Origin of the sequence: Burkholderia sp. Ac-20392, from assembly GCF_017104585.1 — a bacterium.
In the GTDB taxonomy this organism is placed as follows: domain Bacteria; phylum Pseudomonadota; class Gammaproteobacteria; order Burkholderiales; family Burkholderiaceae; genus Burkholderia; species Burkholderia lata.
Map to the genome: position 1 here is coordinate 31,184 of NZ_JAAGPB010000011.1, position 14,790 is coordinate 45,973.

The following is a 14,790-nucleotide window of genomic DNA, read 5'->3' on the forward strand; positions in this document are numbered from 1 at the left end:
GAAACAGGGCGGGCCGCCCTCGGGTGCGGGCCGGCTTCCGCCCATCTGGCGTCCGAGTGACGCTTTCCCATGAGATTCGAGGTCGTCGCGGGTTCGGCGCGATGGCGCACGCGCGTGCGGTTGAACTGCACGCCCAGCGTCTTGCTGCCGGGCTTGCCGTGTCGGCTTCCGTGATTCGATAACCGGCGATCGTCGCCTTGCATCGTGTCGACCGGCACGGGCGGCGCACGATTGCGTGATCGCGATATCCATCGCGCGTGTCGTGCAGCGTTACCCGGCTGTTTAGTTAGTGATCCAAAGTGAGTAGCGGGGCGTCGCGAGACGGATGGGAATGTGTAGAGGACGTTCTCGCCGGCTGCCGTGTTCGCCGTTGCGTCATCCAGCACATGAGAACCGAGGGAAGACAAGATGAACAAGTCGTTCAAGTCGATCTGGAACGAAGCATTGGGAGCCTGGGTTGCGGCTTCGGAGCTTGATCGTGCGCGCGGCAAGCGCGTCGCGTCGTCGCGTGGCACGCCGGAGCGTGCGGTGGACGGAGGAGCCGCGGCGCGCGCGGGCACGCCTTCGGCTCCGACGCTCAGGCGGCTCACCGCGCTGATGGCGTCCGCGTATTTCGCGCTGTTCCATGCCGGCGCGCACGCGCAGTACAACCCGGATGGCGGCACGGCCACTGGCGGCGTCTCGTCGATCGCGATCGGTGTCGGCTCGAGTGCCGCGCAGACGAATTCCACCGCATTGGGCAACCTGTCGACGGCACAGGGCGTGTCGGCCACGGCACTCGGCCCGGGCGCGCATGCGATGGGTGATGCATCGACGGCCGTCGGCATCAACGCGCAGGCGACCGGCGTCAACAGCGCGTCGATGGGCGTGCAGGCGATCGGGTCGGGCGATTACTCGGTTGCCATCGGCAACCTCGCCAGTGCGACGCAAAGCGGGGCGACGGCGATGGGCAGCGGCGCGGCGGCGACCGGCGTGTCGGCCATCGGGCTCGGCAACAATGCGCTGGCTTCCGGCCAGTACTCGGCCGCGCTCGGGCTCGGGGCGAGCGCGGTCGGTGCGCAAAGCGTCGCGCTCGGCTATGCGACGCACGCGACCGGTACGGGCAACGTCGCGATCGGCAACCAGGCGACGAGCACGGGCGCGTCAGGCGTCGCCGTGGGGAGCGGCTCATTGGTGACCGGGAATTCCAGCATCGCGATGGGCATCAACAGCGGCGCGAAGGGCGTGACGTCGATCGCGATCGGCTGGGGCGGGACGGCCGGCGTACCGGGGTCGGGCACGCAGTCGCTCGGCACCAGTTCGATCGCGCTGGGCTCGGCCACGACGGCCGGCGCCGATACCGCGATGGCGTTCGGCCTGAACGCCAACGCGTCCGGCGTCAGTTCGATCGCGATGGGCGTGCAGTCGAGCGCGACGCAGCAGTTTGCGACCGCGCTCGGCAATCTCGCGCTTGCGAGCGGCGTGTCGGCGAGCGCCCTGGGGCCCGGTGCGACGGCGTCGGCCACGAATGCGACGGCCATCGGCATCAACAGCGTCGCGGCGGCGGGTTCCACCGTGGCGATCGGCGATAGCAACTCGGTCGCGGCCGCGGCGGGCGCAGGCTCGATTGCCGGGGGCAACAACTCGAAGGTGCTGGGCGGCCTCGGTGCCGTTGCGCTCGGTCTGGGACAGACGGTTAGCGGCAACGGTGCGGTGGCGATCGGCGACCCGAGCACCGCGATCGGCACCGGCGCGGTCACGGCCGGGTCGAACAATACGGCGAACGGCGACGGCGCGGTTGCCATCGGCAATTCGAACATCGCGCAGGGCACCGGCTCGCTCGCGCTCGGCAATACGTCGACGGCCGCGGCGGCCGGTGCGGTCGCGTTCGGTGCGTCGGCCGTCGCGAACAATGCGGGCGATGTCGCGCTCGGTTCGGGTTCGACGACGGCCGCGCCGAATCCGACCGCAAGCGCGACGATCGGCGGCGTGACGTACACGTTCAAGGGCACGACGCCGACCAGCGTCGTCAGCGTCGGGGCGGCAGGCACCGAGCGTCAGATCACCAATGTCGCGGCCGGGCGCATCAGTTCGACGAGCACGGATGCGATCAACGGGTCGCAGCTCGATGCGACGAATCAGGCGGTGAATTCGCTGTCGACTTCGACGGCGTCGAGTGTCAGTTCGTTGTCGACGGGGGTGTCGTCGTTGTCGACCGGGTTGAGTTCGACCAACAGCGCGGTGACTTCGTTGTCGACTTCGACGTCGACGGGGTTGTCGTCGGCCAATAGCGCGATCACGTCGCTTTCGACGTCGACTTCGACGGGCATCAGCTCGCTGTCGACGGGGTTGAGTTCGACCAATAGCTCGGTGACGTCGTTGTCGACTTCCACGTCGACGGGCCTGTCGACGGCCAATAGCGCGATCACGTCGCTTTCAACGTCGACTTCAACGGGCATCAGCTCGCTGTCGACGGGGTTGAGTTCGACCAACAGCTCGGTGACGTCATTGTCGACGTCCACGTCTACCGGATTGTCATCGGCCAATAGTGCGATCACGTCGCTGTCGACGTCGACCTCGACCGGCATCAGCTCGTTGTCGACGGGCTTGAGCTCGACCAACAGTTCGGTGACTTCGCTGTCCACCTCGACCTCGACGGGTATCAACTCGCTGTCTACCGGCCTGAGCTCGACCAACAGCGCAGTGACGTCATTGTCGACGTCCACCTCAACCGGCCTGTCGTCGGCCAACAGTTCGATCGCATCGCTGTCCACGTCGACGTCGACAGGCATCACGTCGTTGTCGACGGGGTTGAGTTCGACGAACAGCGCCGTTAGCTCATTGTCGACGTCCACGTCGACCGGTCTGTCTTCGACCAATAGCGCGATTACGTCACTGTCCACGTCGGCTTCGACCGGCTTGAGTTCGACCAACAGCTCGGTGGCTTCACTGTCGACATCCACGTCGACCGGCGTCAGTTCGCTGTCCACGGGCCTGAGTTCGACCAACAGTTCGGTGACGTCGCTGTCGACTTCGACGTCGACCGGCATCAGTTCGCTGTCCACGGGCCTGAGTTCGACCAACAGTTCGGTGACGTCGTTGTCCACATCCACGTCGACGGGCATCAGTTCGCTGTCCACGGGCCTGAGTTCGACCAACAGTTCGGTGACGTCGCTGTCCACATCCACGTCGACGGGCATCAGTTCACTGTCCACGGGCCTGAGCTCGACCAACAGTTCGGTCACGTCGCTGTCGACATCGACCTCGACCGGCATCAGCTCGTTGTCCACGGGCCTGAGTTCGACCAACAGCACGGTCACGTCGCTGTCGACTTCGACGTCGACCAGCATCAACTCGCTGTCCACCGGCCTGAGCACGACGAACAGCAACGTCACGTCGCTGTCGACCGCGACCTCGACGAGCATCGGGTCGCTGTCGACCGGGCTCAGTTCGACCACGAGCTCGATCGCGTCGCTGTCGACGTCGACCTCGACGACCGTCGGCTCGCTGTCAACCGGCCTGTCGAGCACGAACAGCAACCTGACGTCGCTGTCCACCGCGACGTCGACCGGCATCGGTTCGCTGTCGACCGGCCTCAGCTCGATCGCCAACAACAACACCAACCTCGGCAACAGCACGGCGGGCGCGATCGGCGGCGGGGCCACCTACGATCCGACGACCGGGAAGATTTCCGCGCCGTCTTACGTGACGTACAACAGCGACGGCTCGACGACGATCAACAACAACGTCGGCTCGGCGATCGACAACCTCAACGCGCACGGCATCAAGTATTTCCACGCGAACTCGACCGCGCCGGACAGCCAGGCGCTCGGCGTCGACAGCGTCGCGATCGGCCCGAATGCGATCTCGAAGGTGGACGGCAGCATCGCGCTCGGTTCGGGTTCGGTATCCGACCGTGCGACGACGCCGGCGTCGGGCATCATCCGCAACGGCACCGCAGCGATCCCGTTCAACACGACGGACCAGACGCTGCTCGGCGCGGTGTCGGTCGGCGACGCGACCAGCAAGACGTATCGCCAGATCACCAACGTCGCGGACGGCACCGGCCAGCAGGACGCGGTCACCGTGCGGCAGCTCACCGGTGCATTGCAGTCGTTCGCGGTCACGGGCCAGAAGTATTTCCACGCGAATTCGACGGCGGCGGATTCGCTCGCCGTCGGCGCGGAATCGGTCGCGGTGGGGCCGACGACGGTCGTCAACGGCGACAACGGCGTGGGCATCGGCAACGGTGCGATCGTCGACCAGACCGCCCCTGGCGGCGTCGCGATCGGGCAGGCGGCGAGTTCCGCGCAGGCCGACGCGGTCGCGCTCGGCAGCGGCGCGACGGCGTTGGGCGCGCAGTCGGTTGCACAAGGCGCCAATGCGAAGGCGGTCAGCGTGGGCAGCGTTGCACTGGGTTCCGGCGCGCTCGGCAACGCGACCGATGCGCTCGCGCTCGGCGCCGGTGCGTCCGCGACGTTCGCGAACAGCGTGGCGTTGGGCGCAGGTTCGTTGACGACGGTCGGCGCGCTGACGAACTACGTTGCGTACGGCCTGAGCAGCCCGCAATCGTCGGCCGGCGAAGTGAACATCGGCAACCGGCAGATCACGGGCCTCGCGGCCGGCAAGAACGGCACGGACGCGGTGAACGTATCGCAGCTCGATTCGGTCGCGAACCAGCTGACGACGCTGATCGACCAGCGCACGACCAACCTCGGCGGGCAGTACACGACGAACCCGAACGGCACGAACGTGCCGCCGGGTTCGACCGGCCCGAATTCGTCGGCGGGTGGGTCGGGCGCGGTGGCATCGGGCTCGAACAGCACGGCGGTCGGCAACAATGCGCTCGCATCGGGCAACGGTTCCACCGCCATCGGCGTGGGCTCGACGGCGTCGGGCAACAATTCGGCCGCGATCGGCACGGGCAGCAACGACGGCGGGCGGTCGAACGTCGTCGCGGTCGGTTCGACGGAGTCGGCGCGCCAGGTCGTCAACGTCGCAGCCGGCACGCAGGGCACGGATGCAGTGAACGTGAATCAGCTGAATGCGGTGTCGAACCAGTTCACGCAGTCGCTGAACACGGTCAACAACCAGCTCACGCAGATGCAGCAGCAGATCCAGCAGACCGATTCGATGGCACGTGAGGGGATTGCGGCAACCGCCGCGATGGCGTCGATCCCGCACATGGACCGCGACTCGAACTTTGCGATGGGGGTCGGTACGGCGACGTTCCAGGGGCAGAAGGCCATGGCGGTCGGCGTGCAGGCGCGCGTCACGGAGAACCTGAAGGCGACGCTGAACGGCGGCTTCGCCGGCAGCCAGCGCGTCGTCGGCGCGGGCATGCTGTATCAGTGGAAGTGATCGCGCGCTGCGGTTCGTTCCGGCACGCACTGCCGGGGCGGACCGCGCCGAACGCAAACGCACGCGGACGCGGCTGCGCCAATGCGCCGCACGCGCCATGCCCATCGCATTTTCGGAGTAATCAAGTGAAAAACATCCATCTTGCCCTGCTGGCGTCCGTCGTTTCCCTCGCGGCCTGTTCGAGCGCATCGGGACCGACGTACAACGCATACGAGCTTCAGCCGCGCGACGGCATCCGGACTTTCCGCGTCGACTGCCACGGCATCCTGTCGAGCGCCAATACCTGCATGAAGGTCGCGACGCGCATGTGCGGCAACGAGGCCGTGCGCACGGTCGATTCCACGACGCCGTACCGCGACGGCGCCGATCCACACTCGATCGTATTTCAGTGCGGTGCGGCACCCGCGCCGGTCGCTGCGGCGGCCGCGCCTGCGCCCGCCGCGGTCGAGAAGGTGAGCCTGACCGGCGATGCGTACTTCGCGACCGACTCCGCCGTGCTGACGTCCGCCGCCACCGCCGCGCTCGACACGCTGCTGAACCAGCAGGGCGACAAGCATTTCTCGCGCGTGGAAGTGGACGGTTATACCGACGCGACCGGCTCGGATGCGCACAATCAGGCGCTGTCGAAGCGCCGCGCCGATGCGGTCGCGGGGTATCTGCGCGAACACGGGCTGAAGGCGGAATCCTTCGCGGCGACGGGGCATGGAGAAACCAATCCGGCCGCATCGAACGAGACCGCCGAAGGGCGGGCGCGCAATCGCCGGGTGGAAATCTCGCTGCAGAAGTAAGACGTCGCTATCGGGTGGCCGCAGGCGTGGTCGTCGCGACCGGACGGCTCGCTTGCGGCTGCGGCGTTTCGCCCGCCCCGTACGACGCCTGTGCAGATATCAGTTCACGCTTCGAGCGCGATGCGCGGAAAGCCGACGGTGTGACTGGTGGCCGTGGCCCGCTCCCCAAGCATCGTTGAACCGGCGGATCGCAACGACGCAAACGATGAAGTAAAATTGCCATATCTCAATAAAGTATGAATTTTACTCATCCACCATGCTTGATCGTATTCACTTATCCATCGTGCAAGAGGTGGAAAAGCAAGGTTCGCTGACCGCAGCCGCAGGCGTCCTGCACGTGACGCAGTCGGCTTTGAGTCACAGCATGAAGAAGCTGGAGCAGCAGCTCGGCACCGACATCTGGCTGCGCGAAGGCCGCAGTCTGCGCCTGACGCAGGCCGGCCAATACTTGCTGGCGGTGGCCAACCGGGTGCTGCCACAGCTGAACCTGGCCGAAGAACGCTTGCAGCAGTTCGCCCAGGGTGAGCGAGGCACGCTGCGCATCGGCATGGAATGTCACCCGTGTTACCAGTGGCTGTTGAAAGTCGTGTCGCCTTATCTGGCCGCGTGGCCGGATGTGGACGTAGACGTCAAACAGAAATTCCAGTTTGGCGGCATCGGCGCGCTGTTCGGTTACGAGATCGACCTGCTGGTCACCCCCGATCCGCTGGACAAGCCGGGCCTCGTATTCGAACCGGTATTCGACTACGAGCAAGTCCTGGTCGTGGCCGGCAATCACAAGCTGGCCAAGGAGGAATACGTCCAGCCCAAGCAGTTGAGCAACGAGGTGCTGGTGAGCTACCCGGTGCCGGTCGACCGCCTGGATATCTACAGCATGTTCCTCACGCCAGCCGGAATCACGCCCAAACGGCATAAGGCCATCGAGACCACCGACATCATGCTGCAGATGGTCGCCAGCGGCCGCGGCGTGGCTGCGCTGCCACGCTGGCTGGTGCTGGAGTACGCGGACAAGATGGATGTGGTGCCAGTACGGCTGGGTGAAAACGGCATTGCGAAACACATCTATCTGGGTGCTCGCGAGGCGGACGTGGGGACTGATTATCTGCGTGCATTCATCGAGCAAGCGAAGGGGCGTGGCACGGCTTGATTCGTCGTGGCAGCCGATTCCATGAATGGCGCTCATGGGAACATGAAAATATATCCATTTTCATTTGTCCCGGTCGGAGGCCACAATTCGCGGCTGCCCAGTTCGATGGACGCGGGTGTTATTTCAAGGGTCTTCTCATGGCATCCACGATCGAACGCAAGCCGTTGGCTTTACCCGGCGGGCACAAGAAAGTGCTGCTGCATTCCTGCTGCGCGCCTTGCTCGGGCGAAGTGATGGAGGCGATGCAGGCGTCCGGCATCGATTTCACGATCTTCTTCTACAACCCGAATATCCACCCGCTGAAGGAATACGAGCTACGCAAGCAGGAAAACATCCGGTTTGCAGAGCAATTCGGTATTCCATTCATCGATGCCGACTACGATCGCGACAACTGGTTCGAGCGTGCCAAGGGCATGGAAAACGAGCCGGAGCGCGGCATCCGCTGCACCATGTGCTTCGACATGCGTTTCGAGCGCACGGCGTTGTATGCGCATGAACACGGCTTCCCCGTCATCACCAGCTCGTTGGGCATCTCGCGGTGGAAGAACATGCAGCAGATCAACGAGTGCGGTGTGCGCGCGGCGTCGCACTATCCCGACATGCTGTATTGGGAATACAACTGGCGCAAAGGCGGCGGCTCGGCGCGCATGATCGAGATCAGCAAGCGAGAAAACTTCTACCAGCAAGAATATTGCGGCTGCGTCTACTCGCTGCGCGACACCAATCGACATCGCGTTGAAAGCGGCCGGGAACGCATTCAGCTGGGTGTGAAATTCTACGGCGACGACGACTCCGCCATCGAATCCTGAGCTTGTCATCCGTACCCGGACGAGTGAGCAGGGCGGTTTGAAAGCGCCGTACCTTGGCAAGCCCTTGGTCGTGCCGCGTACCGTGTTCTGTCCGACACCTGTCACGTAGCGCCGTGGCGCAGGCCTCGATGCTCCGCTGGAGCATCCGACGCGACGCGAAACTGACCTGCGCCTCTTATCTGCTGCGATTCAGCACGGGATCGAACCGGCTTTCGGCCATTCCATTCGCCGCTCCTGGTCCACGCCGTGAGGGGCGTCTCTTCCACGCGCGCCTCATTTCATGGTTCGCCGTCAGATTCAATCCGAAGCAAACGAACCCTCTTGTCGCGCAGGCATTCGCCAAGCACGCTCCATGACTTCGCCATCAGGCTTTCTGCCTGGCTGATCGCCGGGGCGGTCAAACCCTGCAAGCCAGGCCTCTGAGGCGGATGCGTCTGGACTCGAGCGCGTTGGGGCATGAAGGGGCGTATCCGCGCAGCTGCCTTGGGCAGGCCATGAAGCGGTGAATCGAGGGGCTGGTCTGCGGGCAAGCCAGCCGGCACGCCACACCATGAACGTGGCTAATGGGTCGATGAGATTAATTCACTTTTTTTCATCGATGGCTCCGCATAGAATTTGTCTTCAATGCCGATATCGCAAAGATTTCTGAGCAAAGATCAGAAAATAAAATCGGAAAGCATCGAATAACCAAGGGATGAATCCAGTCTTCATCTCGGAAATCAGGGCGTCAGATCAAAATGAGTAAAGATTTTACTTTTGCCATCAAGCGCATTTGCTTCGATGAAGACTATCGGCCGTCTGACAGTACGCGTATCACGACCAACTTCGCCAACCTGGCCAGAGGAGAGAGTCGTCAAGAGAATTTGCGCAACACGTTCAGGATGATCGACAATCGTTTCAATGCCCTGGCGCATTGGGACAATCCTGAAGGTGATCGCTATGCCGTCAAGCTGGAAATCATTTCCGTCGAAATGAGCATTGATGGCGAGGGCAGTGGCAGCTCCCTCCCTCTGATCGAAGTATTGAAAACGAATATTGTCGATCGAAAGACCGGTGAGCGCATCGAGGGCATCGTAGGGAACAACTTCTCCTCTTACGTGCGAGACTATGACTTCAGCGTCCTGTTGCTGGAGCACACGAAGGACCAGGCCAAATTCAGCACGCCGGAGAATTTTGGGGATCTGCACGGGAAGCTGTTCAAGTGCTTCGTGAATTCAAGCGCCTACAAGGCCAATTTCAACAAGCAGCCCGTCATCTGCCTGAGTGTCTCCAGCAGCAAGACCTATCATCGGACCGCCAATCAGCACCCGGTATTGGGCATCGAATACTTGCAGGACGAGTACTCCCTGACTGACGAGTACTTCAGGAAGATGGGCTTGAAGGTTCGCTACTTCATGCCGCCGAACAGTGTTGCGCCTTTGGCTTTCTATTTTTCCGGCGACCTGCTTGGCGACTACAGCGATCTCGAGCTGATCGGCACCATCAGCACGATGGATACGTTCCAGAAGATCTACCGGCCCGAGATTTACAACGCGAATTCCGCGGCAGGGAAATCCTATCAGCCAAGTTTGAAGCACCAGGATTTTTCGTTGACTCGAATTGTTTACGATCGGGAAGAACGCAGCCGGCTGGCGATCGAGCAGGGAAAGTTTGTCGAGGAGCACTTCATCAAACCGTACCACGCTGTTCTTGAGCAGTGGTCCGCTAACTACGCTCTTTGATTATTCAAAAAACAAGGTCACTATTGTGAAGAAATTGCTACCGACTTCTACTGCTGGCAGCTTGCCCAAACCCTCCTGGCTCGCACAGCCCGAGACACTGTGGTCACCCTGGAAATTGCAGGATGAGGGGTTGGTCGAGGGCAAGCAGGATGCGTTGCGTTTGTCATTGCAAGAGCAACAACATGCAGGCATCGACATCGTCAGCGACGGCGAGCAAACGCGCCAGCATTTTGTGACGACGTTTATCGAGCATCTCGACGGCGTCGATTTTGCGAACCGCAAGACCGTTCGAATCCGTGATCGCTATGATGCAAGCGTGCCGACGGTCGTTGGTGACGTTGCTCGACAAAAGCCGGTGTTTGTTGAAGATGCCAAATTCTTGCGCCAGCAAACCAAGCAACCCATCAAATGGGCGCTGCCTGGCCCGATGACGATGATCGATACGCTTTATGACGATCATTACAAGAGTCGCGAAAAGCTGGCTTGGGAGTTCGCCAAGATCCTGAACCAGGAAGCGAAGGAACTGGAGGCCGCCGGCGTCGATATCATTCAGTTCGACGAGCCCGCCTTCAACGTCTTCTTTGACGAGGTGAATGAATGGGGCGTTGCGACCCTGGAGCGGGCCATTGAAGGTCTCAAGTGTGAGACCGCCGTGCATATCTGCTATGGCTATGGCATCAAGGCCAATACGGATTGGAAGAAGACGCTGGGGTCGGAGTGGCGGCAGTACGAAGAAGCCTTCCCCAAGCTGCAAAAATCCAGTATCGGGATGGTTTCGCTGGAATGCCACAATTCGCATGTTCCAATGGAGCTGATCGAGCTGATTCGAGGCAAGAAGGTGATGGTCGGGGCCATCGATGTCGCAACCGATACCGTTGAAACGCCCGAGGAAGTCGCCAACACGTTGCGAAAAGCCCTTCAGTTTGTCGATGCCGACAAGCTTTATCCTTGCACCAACTGCGGCATGGCCCCGTTGTCCCGTGCAATCGCACGAGGCAAGCTCGAAGCTTTGAGTGCAGGCGCAGAAATCGTCCGACAGGAACTCTCGAGCTGATTTCGAGCTAACGCGGGAAATGATGCCCGGGAGGATTGAGGGCGGTGTGGGTTTCAGGGCGTGTCTCGCGGAGACGCCCTGAATCTCTTTGAATACGCTTCGGTTGCCCGAGTATCCAGATGAAGCAAGGATCCTCGCCGACTTCGATTGATCCGATAAGCGCAGGCACGCCCGTACGTTGTTTCTGATCGAAATGGATCGGGCGACGTGGCAGGGTTTGCTTGCGCTGATCGAGCCGCACCCAGCATTCAGTATCTACCATGTCACTTTCCAGCACTGCCATCGAACCGTTGAGCTTTCGCGAAGCGCTCGGGCACTATGCATCCGGTATCACGGTGATTACATCGCACACGGATGGCGAGCCGATTGGCTTCACTTGCCAGTCGTTCTACAGCGTGTCGATGAGCCCGCCGCTGGTGTCATTCAGCGTCATGTCCAGTTCGGGCAGCTATCCAGGAATCCGCCAGGCAGGTCGGTTCGCAGTCAATATCCTGTCGGATGAGCAAGTCGCGATTTCCAACCAATTCGCGCGACGGGGCACGGACAAGTGGCGCGGAGTCGAATGGCACGAATCGCCGCTGGGCAATCCGATCATCGCCGGCAGCCTCCACTGGGTCGACTGCGAAATTTATGCCGAACACGCCGCAGGTGATCACCTGATCGTGATTGGTGAAGTGAAAGCGTTGAACCTGAAAGAAGCGGCTGCTACGCAGCCATTGCTGTATTTCAAAGGGCAGTATCGCAACATCGCCGAGCATGGCGCGGTTTGAGCGTTGACCTCCATCGGCCTCTTCGAAGCGTCAAGCGATTGAGCGCGTGACCCTCTCCGTGCGTTTGCTTGACACCGGAGCAAACGCGGCACTAAATACTCCCGTCAAACGGTGAGCCGGGTGGCGATCACGCCCGGTATTCCGTCGGTCTCGAGCGGAACCACCCTTGCCAGACATTCGAAGGATTCCAGAGTACGTCGGTGGCTGGCCGCTGCTTGCCTGTCGAGCCCGCGCATTTGATTCGACGCAAGCGCGCAGCAATTGCGTCTCGCGTGTTCGCAATGGCGAGTACACTGAAAATGCCCTAGAAACAGGAGAATGCGATGATCGACGCTGGCCCCCAAAGCACCTTCCGAGGGCTGCCGCTGACCGTGGAGCAGGACTCGGAAGTGAGGCACTACATCAAGGATCGGACTCGGCGTGGGCTGCCATGGGACACGTCGGAGTTGAGCGCGATGCTCAAGGACATGCTGCATCCCCCGGGCGACGGCGACGATGATGGCGAAGGTGAGGGTGATGCTGCCACCGCGCCAGACGAAACCAGAGCCGCCGCCGAGCGCGCGACGGCTTCGATTGACGAAGCGATGGACCCCATCGAGGCGAATGAGGAGTGGAATGCGGCCATGGAATCGGAGGGCATGAAAGGGCCCAGACGATAAAACCGACGCAGCGACGCTCCGGTTTCCGGTAGCGCCGCATACGGCGCGTGTGCGACGGATGCCAAGCGTTTCAGGAACGGCACGTTCCGCGTTGCGTGTGCGCTGCGTCGTACTGGATACGGCAGGACTGCCGACGCGCCCGGCGCCCCCATCGTGCGCATCCCGACACGCCATCCGTCCGTTCGCAGGTCATTTCGGACGCAACCAACCGCGGCACCCATGTTGCACGGCGCCAGCGGAGCTGCGAACTGTATCTCTTCGCCTAGCGCCCGGCAGCGGGCGCGATCTCAGTGTCTGAGCACGCAGACGGCCACGATTTCGTATCCGGGGTCGGCATGCACGTGCGCCGTCTTTTCCGCTTCCTCATACGAATGAAACGACGTGGCATCTTCAACCGCCGGTGCCATGCCGATATCGCCATCCTCGGCGGTGCAGAGGAACTGCTCGCCGGTCTTCACGACGTAGACGGACAACATGATTCCCTCCATCGTTTGCAGGGGGGAATTCCAGTCTAGCAGGCCAGAAAAGGGGCGCAGGCGGTTTGCAGCGTCCTTTCCGTGAGGTCTCCGCGGGAGGCATGCCTGCCTCGATGTCCGTGCGTGATTCCGGTCTACTCGCCTGTCTTCATCGGGGCTCGATCTGACGGGTAATCGGCCAGCATTCGCCGGACGTGAGCGATGACCATCGACCCGATTCGGCCCCCGTGAAAGACCGGATTCACGACCTCCATCCGGCCGGACTGACGCGGCACGCGACAGGACCGAAAAGCCGTGCACAATACCTGCATGCAAAATCCAGACCTCGAACACCTCGTCACCGTCACCATGCCCTTTGGAAAGTACAAGGGCCGGCTCATTGCCGACCTGCCCGGGCCGTACCTCAATTGGCTGGCGCGCGAAGGGTTCCCGCGCGGCGAAATCGGCCGGCAGCTTGCGCTGATGCACGAGATCGATCACAACGGCCTGCGGGACTTGCTGGAGCCGTTGCGCAAGCGCGGATAAAGTCAATCCGGGGGAACGCCCCAGGCGCCCGCATCGATCGACCGTGACCGACGACCACCCCCGCTCTCCAGCCACACCTGCGAAGCGTGCTCAACGCACGCGTGCGGCCCTGGCGCTGGCCCGCGCGCACCTAGCGCGCCGCCGATGCTGACATAGAATAGAAAACAGTCCCTTGAGGACGAGTTGATGGCAAGAAAAGGGGTGCCAACATGAGACGCCTTTATTTCCTCGTACCCGATACGCAGATGGCGAAGGCCATCGTCGACGACCTATTGCGCGCACGCATCATCTGGCGCCATATCCACGTTCTCGCCGACCACAGCGTCGCACTCGATCAGTTGCCCGAAGCATCGTTGCTGCAAAGCAGCGATGTCGTGCATGCGCTCGAGCGCGGCGTCGCGCTCGGCGGCGCGGCCGGTGCGCTGATCGGCCTCGTCGCGCTGGTATTTCCGCCGGCGGAACTCGTGATCGCGGGCGGCGCCGTCGTCGGGTTGACGTTGGCCGGAGCCGGTTTCGGGGCGTGGACCGCCGCGATGATCGGCATCGCCGAGCCGAACGCGCGACTCCAGCGATTTCGCGAGGCCATCCAGGAAGGCCAGATCCTGATCATGGCCGACGTGCCGGCATTGCGAGAGCAGGAAATCGAAGAGATGGTCGCCCAGCATTTTCCGAAGGCGGACCTGGAAGGCGCCGAGCCTACGACACCGATCTTCCCCTGACGCGCGACAGCAAGCCGGCCTGCCCGACCCCCGCGTTCATCGACGCGTGTCGTCGAGCGCACGGCCGCGACCACAGGCCGCGCGCGGAGCGGGTCGTTCGCACGTTGCGCAGGCAACCCTGCTCGCCATTCCGAATCGCGCAAGAGACGCAGGCCCGACCCGCGTGACGCCTTCGGAACCGAAGCGCCGACGTCGAACCGTCGGCAAGGAGGTCGTATGGAACTGCACATTCAATCGCACCATTGGGAGCGTCGCAAGCCCGACTGGGTCGCCGCTGCCGTGGCCGGTCTCGCGGGCGGCGCGCTGGTGATCGCGCTGGAATTCGTCTGGTCGACCCTCGTGCTCGGCTCGAGCCCGTGGCAACCGACCCACAAGATTGCGGCGATGGTGATGGGCCTCAGCGCGCTCGGCCAGATGACGCAATTCAACCTCGAAATCGTGGCGATGGCGCTGCTGCTGCACTACGTGCTCGGCGCGATCATGGGGATGATGCTTGCCGCGATCATGGCGCCCTTCCGCTTCGATTCGAGCGTGGGCATGGAAGCCGCCATCGGGCTGGCGTTCGGGATCGTCGCGTATGGGTGGAACTTCTACGTCATGACGGCCGTGTTCCCGTGGTTCGTCTCCGAGCGGGGTTCCGGGCCGTTGCTGGCCAACCTGTTGTTCGGCGTGGTGGCGGCCATCACCTACGGCAGGCTGGAGCGATTGCGCAAGCAGAACGCGGACGACTGACCCATCGCGTTTCCCGCCGCGCCGAGCCTGACCACGCGGCGCCCGCGGGA

13 protein-coding genes are annotated in these 14,790 nt (G+C 62.6%); 11 read left to right on the top strand and 2 right to left on the bottom strand.

What is annotated here, in order from left to right; genetic code table 11:
* Positions 1 to 408 precede the first annotated feature (408 nt).
* The 6 genes from G3N99_RS02875 to G3N99_RS02900 all read left to right on the top strand — a co-directional run bounded on the left by G3N99_RS02875 (position 409) and on the right by G3N99_RS02900 (position 10,859).
* On the top strand, positions 409 to 5,340 hold the full coding sequence (locus G3N99_RS02875; RefSeq protein WP_206121596.1) for a YadA-like family protein: 4,932 nt from the start codon (positions 409 to 411) through the stop codon (positions 5,338 to 5,340).
* 125 nt (positions 5,341 to 5,465) lie between these two features.
* A complete protein-coding gene (locus tag G3N99_RS02880) occupies positions 5,466 to 6,128 on the top strand; it encodes an OmpA family protein (protein WP_174983677.1) in 663 nt (220 codons plus the stop codon).
* Positions 6,129 to 6,384: 256 nt separating this feature from the next.
* Positions 6,385 to 7,275: a LysR family transcriptional regulator gene (locus tag G3N99_RS02885; RefSeq protein WP_174933366.1), complete on the top strand. Its 891-nt coding sequence runs from the start codon at positions 6,385 to 6,387 to the stop codon at positions 7,273 to 7,275.
* Positions 7,276 to 7,412: 137 nt separating this feature from the next.
* On the top strand, positions 7,413 to 8,084 hold the full coding sequence (locus tag G3N99_RS02890) for an epoxyqueuosine reductase QueH (protein WP_206121597.1): 672 nt from the start codon (positions 7,413 to 7,415) through the stop codon (positions 8,082 to 8,084).
* Positions 8,085 to 8,821: 737 nt separating this feature from the next.
* Complete coding sequence (locus G3N99_RS02895; protein ID WP_174983673.1) at positions 8,822 to 9,805, top strand: DUF1852 domain-containing protein; 984 nt, start codon at positions 8,822 to 8,824, stop codon at positions 9,803 to 9,805.
* Between the two features lie 25 nt (positions 9,806 to 9,830).
* A complete protein-coding gene (locus G3N99_RS02900; RefSeq protein WP_174938597.1) occupies positions 9,831 to 10,859 on the top strand; it encodes a methionine synthase in 1,029 nt (342 codons plus the stop codon).
* 7 nt (positions 10,860 to 10,866) lie between these two features.
* Here G3N99_RS02900 and G3N99_RS02905 read toward each other — a convergent pair whose 3' ends face one another.
* Positions 10,867 to 11,121, bottom strand: a complete 255-nt coding sequence (locus G3N99_RS02905; protein ID WP_206121598.1) for a hypothetical protein — start codon at positions 11,119 to 11,121, stop codon at positions 10,867 to 10,869.
* On the opposite strand from G3N99_RS02905, the gene G3N99_RS02910 reads away from it, so the two are divergent.
* Both G3N99_RS02910 and G3N99_RS02915 read left to right on the top strand, forming a co-directional pair.
* Positions 11,120 to 11,629, top strand: a complete 510-nt coding sequence (locus G3N99_RS02910) for a flavin reductase family protein (protein WP_174933358.1) — start codon at positions 11,120 to 11,122, stop codon at positions 11,627 to 11,629. The two genes, G3N99_RS02905 and G3N99_RS02910, sit on opposite strands and share 2 nt — an antisense overlap.
* Before the next feature lie 323 nt (positions 11,630 to 11,952).
* Positions 11,953 to 12,288 carry a hypothetical protein gene (locus tag G3N99_RS02915; RefSeq protein WP_206121599.1) on the top strand — a complete coding sequence of 112 codons (336 nt, stop codon included), beginning with the start codon at positions 11,953 to 11,955 and terminating at the stop codon, positions 12,286 to 12,288.
* Between the two features lie 287 nt (positions 12,289 to 12,575).
* Here G3N99_RS02915 and G3N99_RS02920 read toward each other — a convergent pair whose 3' ends face one another.
* Positions 12,576 to 12,764, bottom strand: a complete 189-nt coding sequence (locus G3N99_RS02920) for a hypothetical protein (protein WP_174933354.1) — start codon at positions 12,762 to 12,764, stop codon at positions 12,576 to 12,578.
* Positions 12,765 to 13,073: 309 nt separating this feature from the next.
* Here G3N99_RS02920 and G3N99_RS02925 point away from each other — a divergent pair, with 309 nt between their 5' ends.
* The 3 genes from G3N99_RS02925 (at position 13,074) to G3N99_RS02935 (ending at position 14,740) form a co-directional block, all read left to right on the top strand.
* Positions 13,074 to 13,289, top strand: a complete 216-nt coding sequence (locus tag G3N99_RS02925) for a DUF3820 family protein (RefSeq protein WP_043184321.1) — start codon at positions 13,074 to 13,076, stop codon at positions 13,287 to 13,289.
* A 209-nt stretch (positions 13,290 to 13,498) separates the two neighbouring features.
* On the top strand, positions 13,499 to 14,008 hold the full coding sequence (locus tag G3N99_RS02930; protein ID WP_174933352.1) for a DUF1269 domain-containing protein: 510 nt from the start codon (positions 13,499 to 13,501) through the stop codon (positions 14,006 to 14,008).
* 216 nt (positions 14,009 to 14,224) lie between these two features.
* Positions 14,225 to 14,740, top strand: a complete 516-nt coding sequence (locus G3N99_RS02935; protein ID WP_174933350.1) for a hypothetical protein — start codon at positions 14,225 to 14,227, stop codon at positions 14,738 to 14,740.
* The last annotated feature ends 50 nt before the right edge of the window (positions 14,741 to 14,790 follow it).